Below are 19,455 nucleotides of genomic sequence, written 5' to 3'. Positions count from 1 at the left end.
GGTGGGGGTGGTTTTCCTCCGCGGGGCGGTGGGGGCTGGGCGCGCAGTTCCCCGCGCCCCTAACGGGGCCCGGCCCCTCTCTTAGTGAAGCCCCAGTGTCTCCAGTGCTGCCTCGGCCGTGAAGTCGGGGTGGCCGCCGCGGAAGAGGAGTGTCGCGTCGGCGAACGCCGGGTCGTCCGCGTGGGCGGTGACGTAGGGGATCGCGACGCACCGCATGCCCGCCGCCCGCGCGGCCGCCGCGCCCGGTGCCGCGTCCTCGAAGACCACGCAGTCGGCCGGGGCCGCGCCGAGCAGCTCGGCCGCGGCGAGGAACACGTCGGGCGCGGGCTTGCCGCGCGGCACCTCCTCGGCGGAGACGAGCGTCGTCAGTTGGGCGTCCAGGCCCGTGCCGGACAAGATGGCCTCGATGGCCGCGCGCGAGGACCCGGACGCCACCGCCATCGGCACGCCCGCGTCGTGCAGCCGCTCCACGAGCTTGCGCATCTCCGGGTAGACGGGGGTGCCGACGCGGGCCAGCGCCAGGTAGCGGCGGTCGAGGTCGGCGAGCAGCTCGGCCACCGGCGCCTCGATGCCGTACTGCTCCTTCCAGAGCGCCAGCGTCTCGTGCGAGCTGATGCCGACGTACTGCTCGTTGTCGGCCCAGGTGTACGTGCGTCCGGTGAACTCGGCGAGCAGGGCCCGTGACGCTTCGTAGTAATTGGGCTCGCTGTCCACGAGGGTGCCGTCGAGATCGAAGATGACCGAGGTGCCGCTGGAGGTGCTCATGGTCTCAAGCATGCCAAACCGGCAGATCAGGGACGGGGTGCGACGGCTTTGCCGATGGATTCGACGAGCGGCAGGAGCCGGTGCGGCACGCGCTCGCGCAGCGCCATCTCGGTCCGGGTGCGCACCACGCCGGGCAGCTGGATCAGCTGCTGGATCACGTCCTCCAGATGGCCGTTGTCCCGGGCGGCGACGCGGGTCAGCAGGTCGCCGTCGCCCGTGATCGAGTACGCCTCGATGATCTCGGGCACGGCGGCGAGCGCGTCGCCCACCTCGTCCAGGTGCCCCTGGGTGACCTCGATGTGCACGAAGGCGATGACCGGGTGCCCGAGCGCGGCGGGGGAGAGGAACGGGCCGGTGCCGGTGATCACGCCGTCCCGCTCCAGGCGGTCGAGCCTGGCCTGGAGGGTGCCGCGGGCGATGCCGAGCAGCCGCGCGTACTCGCGCAGGCTGGTGCGGGGCTGTTCGAGGAGCAGCCGCAGGATGCGGGTGTCCAGTTCGTCGACGGCCATGGTCGGAGGTTCTCCCAGGTGGGCGGGGTTGATCGTGGGTGACTTTAGCCGCTGTCACCAGCACCTCGGTGGGGGTGGGGAACGCACAGCGGGACCGGCCGGGCACTTCGCCCGTCCGGCCCCGCGGTGACCGAGTGAGTCACTGCTCGTGAGTGACTACTTGGGGGTCACCCAGACCTGCCGCTTGTTCGTGTTCGCCGTGTACAGCTGGACCTTCGTGCTGTTGGCGGTGGAACCGCCCGTCACGTCGAGGACCTTGCCGGACGCGACGTGCACGATCTGGCCCTTCGCGTTCACCGACCAGCGCTGCGACGGATCGCCGTTGCAGTCGTAGAGGCTGATCTTGTTGCCGTTGGTGCTCGCGTTGCGGTAGTTGTCCAGGCACTTGCCGAGGGCCCGGAACGTGCCGTCCTTGCCCAGGATCCAGGACTGCCCGGGGCCGCTGTTGCACGTGTAGAGCTGGATCTGCGTGCCGTTGGCCGCCTTGCCGCCCTTGGTGTCGAGGCACTTGGCGCCGATGCCGGTCACCTTGCCCTGCGGGGTCAGCCGCACACCGCCGCCACGGGCCAGGTAGCGCAGGCCCTGTACGTCGTACTGCTGGACGTAGGTGCCCGCACGCTTGTCCTGGTAGGCCATGGTCGGCGTGCACATCACCGGGTTCTGGCCGGAGTCGGTGCCCTTGACGCAGTCCCCGCGCGCCGCGCTGCGGTTGGCGTGCGTGAGGCCCATCGTGTGCCCGAGCTCGTGGCTGATGTGGTTGCGCACGTACGGATCGCCCCAGGCGGGGTTCGCCTTGCCCGCCGAGGCGAGGAACTCGTCGTCGATGTACGCGTGCCCGCTGGTCACCGTGTCGGCGACGGACGAGGAGTAGAAGCCGCAGCTCAGGTTCTTGGTGCCGGAGCCGTCGCGGACGACCTTCCAGCCGGTGGAGCCGCCGTCGGCGGGCGGCACGCACGGGTGGTGCAGCAGGCCGACGACGATCTCGCCCTTGGGCCTCTCGTAGTCCCAGCCGACCGGATTCGTGTCGACGGTGACCGGCAGGCTCGTGACGCGCTGGAGTTCGGCCGCGGACCGCTTCACGTACGGGCCGAGCCAGTCCGCGGCCTTCTTGTCGTAGAACTTGATGGTGTAGCCGGTGGCGAGGTACTTGGACGCGCCTCCCGACTTCCAGCCGTCGCCGTGCGGGGCGGCCGCCGCGGCGGCCGAACGCCGGGCCGGGACGGGCTTCAGGGACATCACCCCGTCCTCGAACGCCGTCCCGTCCGTACCGGAGACGCCGAAGTCGGCCGTCTCCGTCTGGCGTGCCGCGGGCCCGGCCGCCTGGTGTGCGTCCCGCGGCTCCTTGTCGTCGGTGCCGAACGCGCTGGGCGACAGCTGCAGACCCGCCACGACGGCCGCCGCGGCGCCCACGGCGGCCATGGCTATCCGGCGTTTGCGGGTGCCGCGCTTACGTGTGGAACTCAAATCCCCGTTGTCCTCTCGCTGTGAAACACGTGCCGACCCCGGGCCACCACTGGGGGCCCGGGGTCGAACAGATGATAGGCGTGAAGTGCGGGGCGGATGTTGCCAGTTGGAACTGTCGTTGTCGAACGGCCGTCAGTGCGCGTTCTCCGTCGGGCGGAGGTTCTTGGGGATCCTCGCCCAGGTCAGTGCCGCGGCCGCCAGCGGCAGCGCGGCCGCCATCAGGAACGTCGGCGTCATCCCGGAGGTGAACGCGTCGGCGGCCCGGGTCAGCAGCGTGGTGCCCGCGGGCCCGGTGAGCTCGCCGGCCACCCGCGCGGCCTCGCCGACCGAGTCGCTCACGGCCGCCGCGGTGTCGGCCGCGAGACCGAGGTCGGGCAGGTTCACGCGGTACAGCGAGGTCGCGATGGAGCCGAGGACGGCCACGCCCATCGCGGCGCCGAGTTCGTAACAGGTCTCCTCGACGGCCGCGGCACCACTGACGTGCTCCGCCGGGGCGGACGCCATCAGCGTCACCGACGCGGCGGTCGTCGCGATGCCGACACCGAAGCCGAGCACGGCGAGCGCGGCCGCCACCTGGCCGTAGCCGAGCGGCCCCGCGAGCTGGAGCAGCCAGGGCAGCGCGAGCCCCGCCGCCATGAGGACCAGACCGCCGCCCATCACGTGGCGGATCGGCAGGCGGTGCATCAGCGTCGGCGTGAGCAGCGAGGTGATCACCAGGCCGAGGGGCGCGGGCAGCAGCCGGACGCCCGCCTCCAGCGGGGTGTAGCCCTGTCCGTACTGGAACCACTGGGTGATCAGGAACAGCGCCGAACCCAGCGCGATCATGCCGAGGAAGATCGACGCGGCGGCGATGGCGAACGGCCGCGAGGCGAACAGCCTGACCTGGAGCAGCGGGTGCTCCAGGCGCAGCTGACGGCGGACGAAGACGGTGAGCGTCACCGCGGCCACGACGAGCAGCACCCAGGCCATCGGGTCGGCGGGGCCGCCCTTGCCGAGCTGCTTGACGCCGCCCGCGAGGGCGAGCATGCCGACGATGGACTGACCGACGCCCCACCAGTCCCAGCGGCCCGCGCGGGGCTGGTGGGACTCGGGCAGGATCCACAGGCCGAGCGCGATGACCACGGCGGCGATCGGGATGTTGATCAGGAACGCGGAGTGCCAGCCGTCGTACTGGACCAGCAGCCCGCCCACGACCGGGCCGAGCGCCATGCCGCCGCCGATGACGGCGGACCACACGGCGTACGCGAAGGCGCGCTCGCGGGCGTCGGTGAAGACGTTCCGCAGGATCGACAGGGTGGCGGGCATGATCGCCGCGCCACCGGCGCCGAGCAGCGCGCGGGCGGCGATGACCTGCCAGGCGGCCGTCGCGAAGACGGCGAGCAGCGAGGCGAACGCGAAGATCCCGAAGCCGATCAGGAGCAGCCGCTTGCGGCCCCACCGGTCACCGAGGGCGCCCGCGGTGACGAGCAGGCCGGAGAGCACGAGGGCGTAGATGTCGATGATCCACAGCTGCTGCACGGAGCTGGGCCGCAGATCGGCGACCAGGGAGGGGAAGGCGACGTTCAGGATCGTGGTGTCCATGGCGATCAGCAGCAGGCTGCCGGAAAGGATCGCGAGGACGGCCCAGCGCCGTGGATCACGCTGCGGGGTCATGGCTGTACACTCCAAGGTCGAATGAGACATCAATGTCTCACATGAAACTTGAACGTGTCTAGTCGAGGGCGTGCGGGACCCCGCCGGGACCGGAGCGGGCCACGGCCGGCTCGGGCCACGGCAAGGTCGGGCCACGGCTGGCTCGGGCCACGGCAAGGTCGGGTCACGGCAGGTTCGGGTCGCGGCCGGGTCGGGCCGGGTTCACCCCACGCGCCGCAGCGCCTCCGGGGTGAGGTCCGCCAGGGACGGGTAGCCGTCGACGGCCATCAGCAGATCGGCCTCGGCGAGCAGCGCGCGCAGTACGTGCGTCACGCCGTCGGTGCCGCCGATGCCGAGCCCGTACGTGTAGGGACGGCCCACGCCGACGGCGGTGGCGCCCAGTGCGACGGCCTTGACGACGTCCGCGCCGCTGCGCACCCCCGAGTCGAACAGGACGGGCAGCCCGTCGGCCGCGGCCACCACCTCGGGCAGGGCGTCGAGCGCGGGCAGCCCGCCGTTGGCCTGGCGCCCTCCGTGGTTGGAGCAGTAGACGCCGTCCACCCCGCCGTCCCTCGCGCGGCGCACGTCCTCGGGGTGGCACAGGCCCTTCACGATCAGCGGCAGCGAGGTGAGCGACCGCAGCCACGGCAGGTCGTCCCATGTGAGCGGGTTGCCGAAGAGCTGCACCCACTTCAGGATCGCGGACTGCGGGTCCTGCTCGGGCGCCGCGGGCAACTGGGCGCGGAAGACCGGGTCGCTGAAGTAGTTGGCCAGGCAGTGCCCGCGCAGCTGCGGGAAGTTGGCGGTGCTCAGATCGCGCGGGCGCCACCCGGTGATCCAGGTGTCCATGGTGACGACGATCGCCTTGAACCCGGACTTCTCCGCGCGCCGCACCAGGCTCTCGGCGAGCTCCCGGTCGGTCGGCGTGTACAGCTGGAAGAAGCCGGGCGTCCCGCCGAGTTCGGCCGCGACCGCCTCCATGGGGTCGGTGGACAGCGTCGAGGCGATCATCGGCACCCCGGTCCGCGCGGCCGCCCGCGCGGTCGCGAGATCGCCGTGCCCGTCCTGCGCGCAGATGCCTAGGACACCGACGGGCGCCATGAACAGCGGTGACGGCAGCGTCAGGCCGAACAGGTCGACGGACAGGTCGCGTTCGGCCGCCCCCACGAACATCCGCGGCACCAGACCCCAGCGCTCGAACGCCTCGGCGTTGGCGTCCTGCGTCCGCTCGTCCCCAGCCCCGCCCGCCACGTACGACACCACCGAGGGCGGCATCGCGGCGTGCGCGCGGGCCTCCAGTTCGGCGTACGTCATGGGGTATTTCGGCACGACCCCGCGCAGCCCGTCGAGGTAGATCTCGTCCTGGTAGTCCTTGTACGGACGCGGTGTCGGTGTCATGGACACGCATGCTGCCAGGGAAATGTGAGCTCGTACACGTACTCAATCGGTCCGGTTGGCGATCACCCGACGGGGGAATCACCGTGGGACAGGAACGGCCGCGCAAGACACGTCGCGGCCCCGGCGGCGGCCATCGGGCCGCATGTTCGCCGGTTGTCCAGGGAGGGGAAGTGAGCTGCCATGCGTGCGCACCGGCGCGCCCATCGGCTTACCGCATGTGTGGAGTACGCGCTGCCGCAGGAGGCCGCATCGGCGGGGCGGGCGCGTAAGTTGACCACGGCGTTTCTCGCCAGGTCCCATCGTCGCAAGGGCGAGGTGACCGCCGAGCGGATGGACGACGTCACGCTCATCGTGTCCGAACTCGTCGCCAATGCCGTCCAGCACGCCCGCGGCGGCTGCCGCCTGCGCGTCGAGGTGGCCGGAGACCGGGTGACCGTCGAGGTGTACGACGCGAGTCCCGTCCGTCCCAAGGTCCGCAGGCCCAACTTCACCAGGGAGAGCGGCCGCGGCCTCGCGATGGTGCACGAGCTCGCCCAGCGCCTGGAGGTCGTGGGCGCGCCGCGCGGCGGCAAGACGGTGCGGGCGGTCCTCGCCGGGTGACCCCGGCGTGGGGCCCGCCCCGCTGGGGCGCGGGCCCGGGGCGTCAGGCGCTCGCGCCGACGTCCTGCCGACGGTCCCGCACGGCCGCGGAATCCGCGCGCGCGAGCGGCGGCGCGGCACGGAAGGCCCGTACGGCCAGTGCGCCGCGCACCACCGCGAGCGCCGTGGCCAGCACGCCGATCGCGACGAGGAGCCGGCCCGTGTCGGGTACGAACAGCAGGACCTCGGAGAGGTTCACGGTCACCTGCCGGGGCAGTACGTAGACGGCCGAGACGGCGAGGGCCAGCAGGCCCGTGACCGAGACGAGCGCGCCGACGACCGTCCGGCGCCGGCCCGCGCGGGGACCTCCGCGCGAGGGGCGGAAGAGCCGGAACAGCGACCAGAGCAGGGCGAGCGCGAGCACGGCGGTCACGCCGGTGACCGTGGTCAGCAGGGTGTCGAGCATCGGATCGGTGGACGCGGCGGCGGGGCGGCCGCCGAGCAGGATGTGCATCGCGCCGAGGGCGGTGGCGTTGAGCAGCTCGTCGCGCTGCGGGCTGTAGGCGTTGTCCTGGACGACGACCGCGAGCCCGCGCTCCGGTGCGAGGACGACGGTGCCGTGGTAGCCGGGGGTCGCGCCGCCGTGCCACACCACGCGCTCGCCCTCGAAGGAGTCGTCGCGCCAGCCCAGGCCGTAGCGGTGGGAGGTGCCCGCGGGGATGGTGCCCTTGTGCATCTCGCGGAGCCCCGCGGGTGAGACCACGGCGCGCGCGGCCTTGCTCCCGCCGCCCAGATGCGCGACGGCGAACCTGCTCAAGTCGTCGATGTCGGCGCCCACATAGCCGTACGGCACCCCCGAGGCGTCGTACGGCGGGTCGAAGCGCTTCGGGTGGCCGAAGAAGTAGCGGTGCCCCGGGGCGAGTCGGCGCCGCTCGGCGCCGCGCTCGTCGACGATGGCGCCGTCCATGCCGAACGGCCTCAGCACCGAGCTCGTGAGGTATGCGCCGAACGGCCGCCCCGACACCTTCTCCACGACGGCGCCGAGGAGCATGTAGTTGGCGTTGCTGTACTCGTGCCGCTCGCCGGGCCGTGCGCCGGTACGGGCGTCGGCCAGGCCGCGGGCCGTCCGCTCGACGCCGTCCGGTGCGTTGTCGAACCGGTCGGCGTGCTTCAGGCCGTCCCGCTCCGAGAGGCCGCTGGTCTGGTTGAGGAGATCGCGCAGCGTGATGCGGTCGGCCGAAGGGCCGGTCGGCCTGAACCACGGCAGATAGCGGCGGACCGGCGCGTCCAGTTCCAGGGAACCCGCCTCCGCCAGGTGCAGCACCGCGGTCGCCGTGATCGGCTTGGCCAACGAGCCGACCAGGAAAGGGGTCTGACGGGTGATCGGCTCACCGTCGCCGTCCTTGCCCCAGGTCCGCCGGTGTACGACGGCGTCGTCCTTGACGACCGCGAGCGCCATGCCGGGAACGCGCAGGCGCTCGCGCTGTGCCTGGGCGTGGGCGTCAACGCGCTTGAGCTGTGCGGGGGTTGGTCCATCCGCTGCCGAAGCGGCGCCCGATGCCGATGCCGATGTCGCTGTGGGCGGGTGTGCCGATGCCGTCGGAGCCGTCGCTCCCACCGTGGCCGCGATCGCTAACCACGCCGCGCCCAGGCGTCGGACCCAGGTGTGCCGTCTGCTTTCCATGACGCCCCCTCGTAACCGTATGTCCGTACGGTTATGACGTTACCGTATGCCTGTATGGTTAAGCCATGCCTCGCGTCTCCGATCACCAAGAGCGCCGTCAGCAAGTAGCCGCCGCGGTGGAACGGATCATCACCGCCGACGGCCTGAACGCCGTGACGGTCGCCAAGACCGCGGCGGAGGCCGGGATTTCGGTCGGGCTCGTGCAGCACTACTTCCGCAGCAAGGACGAGATGCTGCTGTTTGCGTACGGCCACGCACTGGAGCGTTTCGAGCAGCGGGTGACCGTGCTCGTCGGACGGGCCGAGGCCGTGGGGACGCGGATCGAGCACATCGTGCTCGACGCGCTCGCCGAGAGCATGCCGATGGACGCGGAGCGCCGCAGGGAGTGGCGCATCGCGCTCGCCTTCACGGGCCGGGCGGCCGAGGACCCGCGCCTCGGCGAACTGAAGGTCGCCGCGCTCAACCGCACCCGCGCGCTGATCGCCCAGGCGCTCATCAACGCCAAGGAGTGCGGCGAGGTCGCCCCCGAGGTCGACGAGCACGTGGCGGCGGCCCGCATCGCCGCGTACGCCGAGGGGCTCACGGCCCATGTCTACGCCGACCCGAAGGGCCTGACCCCGGACGCGGCCCTCGCGGCGCTCGGCGATCACCTGGCGGGAGTCTTCACCGGCCAGTGCGAGCTGCGCCATCGCGAGCCGGGCGAACGTCCGGCGGGCGAAGCCGCGGCGGGCTAGCCCTGCCCGGGGTCGCCGGTCCCGGCCGCCGCCGTGCTCGTGCGTACGATCAACTTCGGCTGTACGGAGGCCGGTTCGGGCTCGGCCTCGGGGTTGTCGATGAGGCGCAGCAGATGACCGAAGGCCAGCGCGCCCATCTCGGTGAAGGGCTGGGCCACGGTCGTCAGTGACGGTGAGCAGTACTCGGCGAGTTCGATGTCGTCGACGCCCACCACGGAGATGTCCTGCGGCACACGGCGGCCCAGCTCGTGCAGGGCGCGGATCACGCCGAACGCCATTTCGTCGCTCGCGGCGAACACCGCGGTCACCTCGGGGATGCGGCCGAGCAGCAGGCCGTTGCGGTAGCCGGACGAGGGGGACCAGTCGCCTTCGAGCACGGGCGGCACCATGCGGCCCTCGGCCTCCAGGGTCTGCCGCCAGCCCCGCATCCTGCTCGCCGCGTCGAGCCACTCGCCGGGACCGGAGACGTGCCAGACCGTCTCGTGCCCGAGGTCGAGGAGGTGACGGGTCGCGAGCTCGGCGGCCCGCACCTGGTCCACCGCGACGACCTCGGAGGCCGCCGTGCGCGAGCCGTCGACGGTCACCGTGGGCAGGGAGTCCGTCAACTGCTCGATGCGCGGGCTGACATGGATGAGCGGGATGGCCAGGATGATGCCCTCGACGCGCTGGTCGGCGAGCCGGGACAGGGCCGCCTCGACGGCGGAGGTGTCGAGCGAGGCCGTGGACGCGGTGGAGACCGAGTAGCCCGCCGCGTACGCGGCGCTCTCCACTCCGAAGGTGAAGGTCAGCCGGGAGTAGAAGGTCGTCTGGAGGGTGACCACGCCGATCGTCCTGCTGCGGCCCGACGACAGGATCCGGGCCGCGCTGTTCTTGCGGTAACCGAGCCGTTCGACGGCCGCGAGCACCTTGGCGCGGGTCTCCTCGCGGACGTTGGGGTGGTCGGAGAGGGCGCGCGAGACCGTCTGCGCGGAGACGCCCGCGACCCGCGCCACATCGGCCATGCCGGGCGGCCGTCCGCCGCCCTCGTCACCGTTCGCTGTCTGCATGCGCCCTCTCTCGGTCCCTTCTCTCCGGTCGGCCCTGACGGCCGGCCCCGACCGTCCGTCCCTTCGGCCCGTCCCTTCGGCCCGCCCCGGCGGCCCGCTCCACCAGCTCGTGCGCCGGATGATACCGGCCCCATGCCCGTCCCAGCGGGCCGAGCGAGGCATTTGATGAAGGTATTGGCATCGATAACATTCTCTGCCATAGTTCCGGCCATCGGTGCGGGAAACGGCGCCAAGCGCGGCTCGCGGCGCACCGATCTCACAGCAGGCCCCGCCCTATGTGTCCGGGTCTGATCCCTGCCCACGTACACAAGGAGGGGCCGTGCAGAAGACTCGTCTGCGTACGGCGGGAGTCGTCGGAGCGCTCGCGCTGACGTTGGTGCTCGGCGGATGCTCGTCGTCCGACTCGGACTCGGCGGGCGGTGGCGGCGGATCCGCCACCATGAAGTTCTGGGGCTGGTCACCGGGGTACGCGGACGCGGTCAAGGCGTTCAACAAGTCGCACCCCGACATCAAGGTCGACTACCAGGAAGTGCAGCCCGGCGCCAAGGGCGGCTACCAGAAGATGCTCAACGCGGTGCAGGCCGACAACTCGCCCTGTCTGGCCCAGGTCGGCTACGAGACGCTGCCGAGCTTCGCCGCCCAAGGGGCCCTTGAGGACGTCGCCAAGTACGCCGAAGGGGACAAGGGTGACTTCCAGAAGGCCGCCTGGAACTCGGTCTCCCTGGGCGGCGCCGTCTACGGAGCCCCCGTCGACACGGGCCCGATGGCCCTCTTCTACAACAAGAAGCTCTACGACGAGCTGGGCCTGAAGCCCCCGAAGACCTGGGACGAGTACGCGAAGCAGGCCAAGAAGATCCACGCGTCCGACCCCAAGCGCTTCGTCTCCTCGCCCTATCTGAACTACGACTACGCGGGCCTGTCCTGGCAGGCGGGCGCGAGCTGGTTCGGGATCAAGGGCGACGCCTGGCAGGTCGACCTGGCATCGCCCGCGGGCAAGAAGGTCGCCGACTACTGGCAGGGCCTCGCGGACGACGGCCTGATCAGCAAGGCGCCCATGTACGACCAGGCGTGGTACAGCGGTCTTGGCAGCGGTAACATCGCGTCCGTCGTCGGCGCCGTCTGGCAGGCCGGAGTGATCAAGGGCGGGGCGAAGGACGGCTCGGGCGACTGGGCCGTGGCGCCCATGCCGCAGTGGTCCGCGGGCGACACCGCCGTCGGCAACGCGGGCGGCTCGGCCACCGCCGTGCTCAAGGGCTGTGAGTCCACCGAGGCCGCCTGGACCTTCGCCCACTGGCTCAGCACCGACCGCGAGGCCTACGGCGGCCTGGTCGACAAGGCGTCGCTCTACCCGGCCGCGCCCGCGCTGCTCGACCTGCCCCAACTCAAGGCCGGAGACCCGTACTTCGGCGGCCAGAAGATCTACGACGTCTTCGCGGCCGCGGCGCCGAAGGTCAGCTCCGGCTGGACCTGGGGCCCGGTCATGACCAAGACGTCCGCGGACCTGGACGACGCGCTGAGCAAGGCGTGGGCCGGCAAGGGGACCATCGCCGACGCGCTGCGCGGCACCCAGGACAAGACGGTGAGTGAACTCAAGAACCAGGGCCTGACGGTGGCGGAGTAAGCGCTCCGCTGGATGAGCCGTGTCATGCCGTCGGATGTGTGCGGGTTCGCCGTGGCCGGTCGCGCCCAAGCGGCGGAGCCGCATGTGTCAGGGCCCCGCGCCCCTATGGGGCGCGACCGGACCGGTCCGCGGTAATCCGCACGACCGGCCGTCCGTCCGTCAGGCGTCGAACCGGAAGTGAGCTCGTGACGACAACCCTCGGCGCGGCGGAGCCCGCCGCCCCACCGACCCAGCACCCCACACGGCCGCCGCGCGGGCGGCGGCGGACCGCGCGCAGCAGGCGCACGCTGCTGCTCTTCGGCGGGCCTTTCGTGGTCCTCTTCGTGGCGATGTACATCGCGCCCATCGTGTACGCGACGGTGAGCAGCTTCTACGTGGTCAAGCGCTCCGGGCTCGGACTCACCGCGCCCACCGAGGAGTTCGACCCGCTGCACAACTTCGCGCAGGCCTTCGGGGACCACGACTTCCTCGCCGGGCTCGGCAGGGTCGGGCTCTTCGCCGTCGTCCAGGTGCCGCTGATGCTGGGCGTCGCCCTCGGGCTCGCGCTGCTCATCGACGCCAAGTCCGCACGCGCCAAAGGCCTGTTCCGCCTGGGCGCCTTCCTGCCCTACGCGATCCCCGGCGTCAGCGCGGCGCTCGTGTGGTCGTTCATGTACTCCGCCGACTCCAGCCCCATCAACCACCTGCTCGAACCGCTGGGCATCCAGATCCCGTTCTTCTCCAGCGGCTCGGTCCTGTGGTCCGTGGCGAACATCGTCACGTGGAGCTGGACCGGCTACAACATGATCATTATTTACAGCGCGTTGCAGACGATCCCCGGCGAGGTCCTGGAGGCCGCGCGGATGGACGGCGCGTCCGCCCTGCGGATCGCCTGGCACATCAAGATCCCCGCCGTCCGCAGCTCACTGGTGCTGACCGCGGTGTTCTCCATCATCGGCTCCGCGCAGCTGTTCAACGAGCCGACCGTGCTCCAGCCCATCTCCAGCGGCTCCATCTCCTCGACGTTCACGCCGATCATGTCCGCGCAGGCCGCGGTCGCGGCGGGCAACTACCACTACGCCGCCGCCCAGTCGGTGATCCTCGCCCTCGCCGTCGGCGCGCTGTCCTTCGTCTTCTTCAAGCTGACCAACCGGAGTGAGAACGCATGAGTGCCGTCGTGACGCGAGCGAACGCCACGGCAGGCCCGAAGGCCGGGGCGAGGCGCGACACGACCGCCACGAGCCGCGGCGTCGTCCTGGCCGTGCTGCTGATATCCACCGCCTACTTCCTCTTCCCGCTGTGGTGGCTCCTGGTCTCGGTCACCAAGCCGTTCGGGGAGCAGTTCAGCGGCAGCGGGCTCTGGTTCGACGGGTTCGGGCTCTTCGACAACCTCAGCAGGCTGACCGCGCAGAACGACGGCATCTTCTGGCGCTGGATGCTCAACAGCGTCCTCTACTGCGGTGTCGGCGCGCTGGTGGGCACCCTGCTCTCGGCGATGGCGGGCTATCTGCTCGCCAAGTACGAGTTCCGGGGCAAGGGCCTGCTGTTCGGCACGGTGCTCGCCGCCGTACTCGTACCGAAGATCCTCTTCACGCTGCCGCTGTACCTGATGTTCTCCGGCGTCGGCCTGATCAACAATCCGCTCGCCGTGCTGCTGCCCAGCGTCGTCAGCCCGTTCGGCGTCTATCTCGCGCGGATCTTCGCGGCCCAGTCGGTGCCCGACGAGGTGATCGAGGCGGGCAGGCTCGACGGGGCGGGGGAGTTCAGGATCTTCCGGACGATCGGCGTGCCGATGATGCTGCCCGCGCTGGTCACGATCTTCCTCTTCCAGTTCGTCGACATCTGGAACAACTACCTGCTGCCCGCCATGGTGCTCGGCGACGACGAACTCCAGCCGGTCACCGTAGGGCTGGTCGGCTGGAACGCCAGCCACGGCGTCGGCGTCCCCGCGCCCCTGGTCGTCATCGGCTCGCTGATCTCCGTCATCCCGCTGATCATCGCCTTCGTCGCGCTCCAGCGCTTCTGGCGGGCGGGGATGACCGCCGGCGCGGTCAAGTAGTCATCGCCGAAAGGGCCGTTGGGGCCGACCTTCGAGAAGGTCGGCCCCAACGGCCCTTTCGCTTACGGTCAGTTCCGGTGCAGGACGCCGATCAGTCGCGCCACCTCGGTCTCCACGGCGGCACGGGCCGGGCCCAGGTACTTGCGCGGGTCGGCCACCTCCGGCGCCACGGCCAGCTGTTCGCGCACCGTGCGGGTGAAGAGCTTGTTGAGGTGCGTGGATATGTTCACCTTCGTCATGCCGGCCGCGACCGCCTTCGCCAGGTCGCCGTCGCCGACCCCCGACGAGCCGTGCAGCACCAGCGGGACGCCGACCGCGGCACGCAGCCGCTCGATGAGCACGAAGTCGAGCACGGCGTCCCGGGTGAGCATGGCGTGCGAGCTGCCCACGGCGACGGCCAGCGCGTCCACGCCGGTGGCCCCGGTGAACGCGCGGGCCTCGGCCGGATCGGTGCGGACCCCGGGGGCGTGTGCCCCGTCCTTGCCGCCGACCTCGCCGAGCTCGGCCTCCACCCAGACGTGCGACCGGTGGCAGTACTCCGCGATCGCCCGGGTGGCCGCCACGTTCTCCTCGTACGGCAGCTTCGAGGCGTCGAACATCACCGAGCTGAAGCCGAGTTCGACGGCCTCGCGGACGAGTTCGGCCGACTCGGCGTGATCGAGGTGGACCGCCACGGGCACCCGCGCCGCGCGGGCCAGCGCGAGCGAGGCGAGACCGACGGGCGCGAGACCGCCGTGGTAGCGGGCGGTGTTCTCGCTGATCTGGAGGACGACCGGCAGGCCGGCGCGCTCGGCGCCCGCCACGATCGCCTCGGCGTGTTCGAGCTGTACGACGTTGAAGGCGCCGACGCCGGACCGCCGCGCGTGCGCGGCGCCGGTGATGTCGCCGGTGGGGGACAGGGGCATGGCTGCTCTCCAGGAAGTGATGGATGACCTGCTGGAACCGCGCGACGGGCCGCGGGCGGCGACCGGGGGAGCGTCGGCTCCGGCCCGGCGGCGCGCCCGCGGCCCGCGCGGCGTGACGGGGTGCGGGCGCCCGTCAGCCCTGGCCGTGGTCGAGGATCACGGACCGGGTGAGGTTGCGCGGGCGGTCCGGGTCGTAGCCGCGGCCCTGTGCGATCACCACCGCGAGACGCTGGGCGAGGATCAGGTCGGCCAGCGGATCGAGCGCGTCCGCCGCGTCGCCGGAGGCGGCGACGAAGGTCCCGCCGACCCGGGCGACGTCGTCGTCGAGGCCCTGCGGCGCGGCGCCGAACAGCCAGGCCACCCGGCCGGGTCCGGTGATGCTGATGGGCCCGTGCCGGTACTCCATCGCCGGGTACGACTCGGTCCAGGCGCCCGCGGCCTCGCGCATCTTGAGCCCGGCCTCCAGGGCGAGCCCGTAGGTCCAGCCGGTGCCGAGGAAGGTGAACTGCTCGGCGGCGCACACCTCGGGGGCCAGTTCCGTGGCGACGGCGCGCTCGGCGTCCGCGATCGCCCTGGACATCGGCAGGACACCGGCGGGCAGCGCGCCCTCCGCCTCCAGGTGGGCGCGGAGCAGCGCGAGCACGGTGGTGGCGAAGCGCGTCTGGACCACCGACTCCTCGTCGGCGAAGTCCAGGACGGCGACCGCGTCCGCGAGTTCCATCACCGCGGTCTTCGGGTCCGCGGTGATCGCCGCGGTCGGCACGGTCCCCTTCACCGCGGCGAGCAGGTCGAGCACCTCCGTCGTGGTCCCGGACCTGGTGATGGCGAGCACGCGGTCGTACGTGCGCCCGGTGGGGAACTCGGAGGCGGCGAAGGCGTCCGTCTCGCCGTGCCCGCCGCTCTCGCGCAGCTGGGCGTAGGCGAGCGCCATGAACCAGGAGGTGCCGCAGCCGACGACGGCCACGCGCTCGCCGCGCCGGGGCAGCGCGGCGGCGAACCCGCCGGCCGAATCGGCGGCCCGGCGCCAGGTCTCCGGTTGGGAGTCGATCTCCAGCGTCGTACGGCAGGCGTCAGGGGCGGACATGGCTGAGCTCCTCGATACGGGTCGGATGGGGCCTCTCATGCGCTGAGAACGCTGTCGTACCGACACTCAGGATGTCAAGATGTGCTCGTAACCGAGATCAAAAATGCAGAATCGCGCAAACAGTGTGCACGCAATGCCCGGAATGGGGTCGTGCCGCGTGAAAAGTCCCTGGTGGTGGCCCATTACGATCGGTGGGTGCCCGACGGGGCGCGGCCGGAGGCAAGGAGAGGCCCGACGATGTCCAAACGCGAGCGCTGGAGCGCGCTCCTCGAACTCCTCGCTGCCGAGGGCCGTCTCGACGTTGAGGAGGCCGCGGGCGCGCTCGACGTCTCCAGCGCCACCATCCGCAGGGACCTCGACGAACTCGCCGAACAGCAGATGCTGGTCCGCACCCGCGGCGGCGCCATCGCCCACGGCGTCTCCTACGAACTCCCGCTGCGCTACAAGTCCTCTCGGCGCGCCCCCGAGAAACAGCGCATCGCCGCGGCCGTCGCCGATCTCGTCGGGGACCGCGAGGTGGTGGGCCTCAACGGCGGCACCACGACCACCGAGGTCGCCCGGGTGCTCGCGCTGCGGTTCGGCGGCGGTCCCCGCGAGGAGGGCGAGACGGCGTCGGCGGCGCCCGCGCTCACGATCGTCACCAACGCCCTGAACATCGCGGCCGAACTCGCCGTCCGCCCGCAGATCAAGACCGTGTCCACGGGCGGCGTGGCCCGCCCGACGACGTACGAACTGGTCGGCCCGCTGACCAGCGGCGTACTCAACGAGGTCGTCCTGGACGCGGCCGTGCTCGGGGTGGACGGCGTGGACCCGCAGCTCGGGGTCATGGCCCACCACGAGGACGAGGCCGGTGTCAGCAGGCGCCTCGCCGAGCGGGCGAACCGCGTCATCGTGGCGACGGACTCCAGCAAGCTCGGCAGGCGCGCCTTCGCCAGGATCTGCGGCCTGGAGCGGGTCGACATCCTGGTGACCGACGTCAACGTCTCCCCGGAGACCTCGGCCGCGCTGGCCGACGCGGGGGTCAAGGTGATCGCGGTCTGAGCGGGCCGGATGTTTCTTGCGCGGGGAAAAGTCCGTTGCGGTCCCGGCGGGCGGCGGCGGAGAGTTGGGGGCATGACTCCGTCTCCGGATGCAGGTCCCGAATCGTCAACTGCCCGCGACGGCGGCGAAAGCGGCCGTGTCGGCCCCCCGCAGGGGCGGACCGTGCGCCCGGCCACCCTCGACGACGCGGCGGCGATCTGCGCGCTGCTCAACGAGGTCGACCTCCTTGAGATAGGCCGCGCCGACACCGAAATCGCCGAGGTGCGGGCCGACTTGAAGCATCCCGAGGCGGACCTCGAACGCAACTCGTGGCTGCTCTTCGACGGCGACCGGCTGGTCGGGTACGGCCTGCTGTGGGACGAGTCGGGCGGCGAGCGCATCGACGTCGACCACTACGTCCTGCCCGGCCAACTCCCGGGCGCCCTGCACCTGTTCGAGCTGATGGAGGACCGCGCGGCCCGGCGCGCGGCGGCCAACGGGGCGACGCGCGCCGTGGTGCACCTGCACCTGAACACGACGCCCACCACCGACCTGGACGCACTGCGCGGACGCGGCTGGCGCACGGTGCGCCGCTACAACGTGCTCGCCCGCGACCTCTCCGCCACCGCCGACCCGCCGCCGCAGCCGCCGCCCGGCGTCACCCTGCGCCCCTGCGTCGCCGAACAGGACCGCCGCATCGCCCACGCGCTGCTCCAGGAGGCCATGACCGAGCACTTCGACTTCCAGCCGCGCACCTACGCACAGTGGCTGGACGACATCGACGGCGCCCGCGCCGACTGGTCCGCGATCTGGGTCGCGGAGGTCGAGGGCATCGGCGACAGCGCGGTCCTGCGCACCCACGACGACCGGGCCTCGATGGCCTGGATCAGCAACATCGCCGTACTGGACAAGGCCCGTCGCCAGGGCCTCGGCGGCCATCTGCTGCGGCACGCCTTCGGGCACTACGCGGCGCGCGGCCGCGACCGGATCGGGCTCGGCGTGGACACGGACAACAGCAGCGGCGCGCTCGGACTCTACGAGCGGCACGGGATGAGCCTCGACCACGCGGTCGACACCTGGGAGTTGATCCGTCAGGTGTGACCGTGCCGGGGCCGTCGGACGGTCCCGGCACGGTGCGGTGCGGTGCGGGGATCAGCAGGCCCCGAGGTCCTGCCACACACCCCACTCTCCGGTGGTGCCGGGCTCCTCGCCGGTCGTCCACCACTTGGCCTTCCAGGTGTGGCCCTTGTGGGAGACCTGCTGGCCGCCGGTGTAGATCGCGCCGGTGGACCAGGGCGCGGCCGTGCACTGGTTGCCGCTGCCGCCGGTGACGGTCAGGGAGAACGTCGCCGAGTGCGCGGCCGACGGGCTCGCGCCGCTGACGGTGATCTCGTACGTGCCGTTGACGGCCGCGGCCGTCGTGGCGAGCGTGAGCGTCGAGCTGCCGCCCGCGGTCACCGATGCGGGGCTGAGCGAGGCGGTGACGCCGGACGGCGCGCCGCTCGCGGTCAGCTTCACGGTCTGGGCGGTACCCGAGGTCACCGAGGTCTTCACCGTGCTGGTGGTGGAGGCGCCGGCCTTGACGGTCGCCGACGCCGGGGTCGCCGCGAGCGAGAAGTCGTCGCTCGGCACGCTGCCGCCGCTGGTGAAGGGCGCGAAGACGTGCGTGAAGTCCCAGGTGTTCTGCTCGATGCCGGAGCAGTCGTCCCTGGCGCCGCCGCCGGGGCAGCCTCCGTTGTCACGCTGGAGCGCCCAGAAGGAGATCATGTTGATCCCCTTGGCGACGGCCCAGTCGTAGACCGTCCTGGCGTTGGCGAGGGTGAAGGTCTCGGCCGGGCCGAAGTCGTCGACGCCGGGCATCTCGGTGATGCCGATCATGCCCCAGAGCTGCGCCGGGCTCTTGCCCGGGTAGAGCTTGGCGAGCTGGTCGTACAGGCCCTGGGCGGCGGTCTTGGTGTCCTGCGCCATGTCGTGCGCCGCGTTGTCGTAGTAGTCGAACGTCATGAGGTTGACGACGTCGACCCGCGCGCCGTTGGTGACGGCGTTCTTGAGTACGGCGAGACCGCTGGGCGCCAGGCCCTTGGTCGTCGTCGGCAGGGTGTACGAGATCTCCAGCTTGCGGCCGCTCGCGGCGGCCCAGTCCTGGACCTTCTTGATCGCCTTGTTGCGCCGGTCGACGCCCGCGCTGTTGTCCAGCGCGTCGACCTCGATGTCCATGTCGAGCCGCGGGATGTCGTAGGTCGTGACGACCTTCTCGTAGACGGCGGCGATCTGGTCGACGTCGGTACAGCTGTCGGCGATCTCGGTTCCCGTGGTGTCCGCCGTGTAGCCGCCGAAGGAGGGGATGACGTCGCCGCCGCGCCCCTGGATCGTCTTGATGTCGGCGCCGAAGGACTGCTGGGCGACAGGCAGGGAGGTGTCGCCGTTCCAGTACGCGGTGCAGGAGCCCTTGGTCGCCGTCTGGAGGAACGCCATCGTCAGGTGCTTGGCGCCCGACTGGGCGCTGAGCGCGGCGGGGCTCTCGCCCGTCCAGGACTCGAAGTAGGGGGCGAAGACACGGGCGGGGAGCGGGGTCGCGGCCTGGGCGGGGGCGCCCGAGATCGCGGTCAGGCCCAGAGCGGCCACTGCGGTGGCCGCCGCGGTGAGAGCGGCACGGAGGGAACGCATACGTCTCATGGCCATCCAAGAGGTGAGAGGCGTCAACTGAGGTGTGACGCACTGGCGTTGCCCTACGGAGTAGCCCTGCGGTCATAGGCATGTCAATGGTATGAACCAAATGAGGACTAGACCAATTTGAGGGGTAGGGGCGGGTCCGTACGACGGCACGCGACGCCGTGCGCCGCGCGGCCGCTGGTCAGGGCCGTGGCACGCGGGGACACCCGGACGACTGCCGCCGCCGGCCCGCGCGGAAGGCACGGAACCGCGCGAGGGACCCCGCCACGGCCGGCTCCCGCCAACGCGCCACGGACGGCTGTC

The 19,455-nt window shown here is 71.6% G+C and carries 17 protein-coding genes; 7 read left to right on the top strand and 10 right to left on the bottom strand.

All coding sequences use genetic code 11. From position 1 onward, the window contains the following. Window positions 1-81: 81 nt before the first annotated feature. The 5 genes from ACIO9J_RS05165 to ACIO9J_RS05145 all read right to left on the bottom strand — a co-directional run bounded on the left by ACIO9J_RS05165 (window position 82) and on the right by ACIO9J_RS05145 (window position 5,768). The gene (locus ACIO9J_RS05165) at window positions 82-765 is read right to left on the bottom strand and encodes an HAD family hydrolase (protein ID WP_401992696.1); all 684 of its coding nucleotides are present in this window, start codon (window positions 763-765) and stop codon (window positions 82-84) included. A gap of 26 nt (window positions 766-791) precedes the next feature. Continuing rightward, entirely contained in the window at window positions 792-1,274 is a 483-nt protein-coding gene (locus tag ACIO9J_RS05160) for an Lrp/AsnC family transcriptional regulator (RefSeq protein ID WP_401992693.1), read from the bottom strand. Between the two features lie 156 nt (window positions 1,275-1,430). After that, complete coding sequence (locus ACIO9J_RS05155) at window positions 1,431-2,738, bottom strand: ricin-type beta-trefoil lectin domain protein (protein WP_401992690.1); 1,308 nt, start codon at window positions 2,736-2,738, stop codon at window positions 1,431-1,433. A 132-nt stretch (window positions 2,739-2,870) separates the two neighbouring features. After that, window positions 2,871-4,391: an MFS transporter gene (locus ACIO9J_RS05150; RefSeq protein WP_401992687.1), complete on the bottom strand. Its 1,521-nt coding sequence runs from the start codon at window positions 4,389-4,391 to the stop codon at window positions 2,871-2,873. A 201-nt stretch (window positions 4,392-4,592) separates the two neighbouring features. Then, the gene (locus ACIO9J_RS05145) at window positions 4,593-5,768 is read right to left on the bottom strand and encodes an alpha-hydroxy-acid oxidizing protein (protein WP_401992684.1); all 1,176 of its coding nucleotides are present in this window, start codon (window positions 5,766-5,768) and stop codon (window positions 4,593-4,595) included. Between the two features lie 180 nt (window positions 5,769-5,948). Between ACIO9J_RS05145 and ACIO9J_RS05140 the strand changes: the two genes are divergently transcribed. Then, complete coding sequence (locus tag ACIO9J_RS05140; RefSeq protein ID WP_401992681.1) at window positions 5,949-6,368, top strand: ATP-binding protein; 420 nt, start codon at window positions 5,949-5,951, stop codon at window positions 6,366-6,368. Window positions 6,369-6,411: 43 nt separating this feature from the next. Here the strand turns inward: ACIO9J_RS05140 and ACIO9J_RS05135 are convergent, their stop codons facing one another. Next, window positions 6,412-8,031: a serine hydrolase domain-containing protein gene (locus tag ACIO9J_RS05135; protein WP_401992678.1), complete on the bottom strand. Its 1,620-nt coding sequence runs from the start codon at window positions 8,029-8,031 to the stop codon at window positions 6,412-6,414. Between the two features lie 65 nt (window positions 8,032-8,096). Between ACIO9J_RS05135 and ACIO9J_RS05130 the strand changes: the two genes are divergently transcribed. Next, window positions 8,097-8,765, top strand: coding sequence for a TetR/AcrR family transcriptional regulator (locus tag ACIO9J_RS05130; protein WP_401992675.1), 669 nt, complete (start codon window positions 8,097-8,099; stop codon window positions 8,763-8,765). Here the strand turns inward: ACIO9J_RS05130 and ACIO9J_RS05125 are convergent. Continuing rightward, window positions 8,762-9,811: a LacI family DNA-binding transcriptional regulator gene (locus ACIO9J_RS05125; protein WP_401992672.1), complete on the bottom strand. Its 1,050-nt coding sequence runs from the start codon at window positions 9,809-9,811 to the stop codon at window positions 8,762-8,764. The genes ACIO9J_RS05130 and ACIO9J_RS05125 overlap by 4 nt on opposite strands. 319 nt (window positions 9,812-10,130) lie before the next feature. On the opposite strand from ACIO9J_RS05125, the gene ACIO9J_RS05120 reads away from it, so the two are divergent. The 3 genes from ACIO9J_RS05120 (at window position 10,131) to ACIO9J_RS05110 (ending at window position 13,470) form a co-directional block, all read left to right on the top strand. Next, on the top strand, window positions 10,131-11,432 hold the full coding sequence (locus ACIO9J_RS05120; protein ID WP_401992669.1) for an ABC transporter substrate-binding protein: 1,302 nt from the start codon (window positions 10,131-10,133) through the stop codon (window positions 11,430-11,432). 185 nt (window positions 11,433-11,617) lie between these two features. After that, window positions 11,618-12,580: a carbohydrate ABC transporter permease gene (locus ACIO9J_RS05115; RefSeq protein ID WP_401992666.1), complete on the top strand. Its 963-nt coding sequence runs from the start codon at window positions 11,618-11,620 to the stop codon at window positions 12,578-12,580. Beyond that, window positions 12,577-13,470, top strand: a complete 894-nt coding sequence (locus tag ACIO9J_RS05110) for a carbohydrate ABC transporter permease (RefSeq protein WP_401992663.1) — start codon at window positions 12,577-12,579, stop codon at window positions 13,468-13,470. Before ACIO9J_RS05115 ends, ACIO9J_RS05110 begins: the two co-directional genes overlap by 4 nt. A gap of 68 nt (window positions 13,471-13,538) precedes the next feature. Here the strand turns inward: ACIO9J_RS05110 and ACIO9J_RS05105 are convergent, their stop codons facing one another. Both ACIO9J_RS05105 and ACIO9J_RS05100 read right to left on the bottom strand, forming a co-directional pair. After that, window positions 13,539-14,375: a ketose-bisphosphate aldolase gene (locus ACIO9J_RS05105; protein WP_401992660.1), complete on the bottom strand. Its 837-nt coding sequence runs from the start codon at window positions 14,373-14,375 to the stop codon at window positions 13,539-13,541. Between the two features lie 133 nt (window positions 14,376-14,508). Next, window positions 14,509-15,459, bottom strand: a complete 951-nt coding sequence (locus tag ACIO9J_RS05100) for an SIS domain-containing protein (RefSeq protein WP_401992657.1) — start codon at window positions 15,457-15,459, stop codon at window positions 14,509-14,511. Window positions 15,460-15,696: 237 nt separating this feature from the next. On the opposite strand from ACIO9J_RS05100, the gene ACIO9J_RS05095 reads away from it, so the two are divergent. Both ACIO9J_RS05095 and ACIO9J_RS05090 read left to right on the top strand, forming a co-directional pair. After that, window positions 15,697-16,500, top strand: coding sequence for a DeoR/GlpR family DNA-binding transcription regulator (locus ACIO9J_RS05095; protein ID WP_401992654.1), 804 nt, complete (start codon window positions 15,697-15,699; stop codon window positions 16,498-16,500). Between the two features lie 162 nt (window positions 16,501-16,662). Further along, window positions 16,663-17,580 (top strand): GNAT family N-acetyltransferase, encoded by a 918-nt coding sequence (locus tag ACIO9J_RS05090; RefSeq protein ID WP_401992651.1) that lies wholly within the window; start codon window positions 16,663-16,665, stop codon window positions 17,578-17,580. 51 nt (window positions 17,581-17,631) lie between these two features. Here ACIO9J_RS05090 and ACIO9J_RS05085 read toward each other — a convergent pair whose 3' ends face one another. Further along, the gene (locus ACIO9J_RS05085; protein ID WP_401992648.1) at window positions 17,632-19,155 is read right to left on the bottom strand and encodes a chitinase; all 1,524 of its coding nucleotides are present in this window, start codon (window positions 19,153-19,155) and stop codon (window positions 17,632-17,634) included. Window positions 19,156-19,455 lie beyond the last annotated feature (300 nt).

The sequence above is a fragment of the Streptomyces sp. NPDC087300 genome (genome assembly GCF_044744425.1).
In the GTDB taxonomy this organism is placed as follows: domain Bacteria; phylum Actinomycetota; class Actinomycetes; order Streptomycetales; family Streptomycetaceae; genus Streptomyces.
The sequence above is the reverse complement of the archived record's forward strand: the minus strand, read 5'-3'. Positions and strand labels throughout refer to the sequence as shown.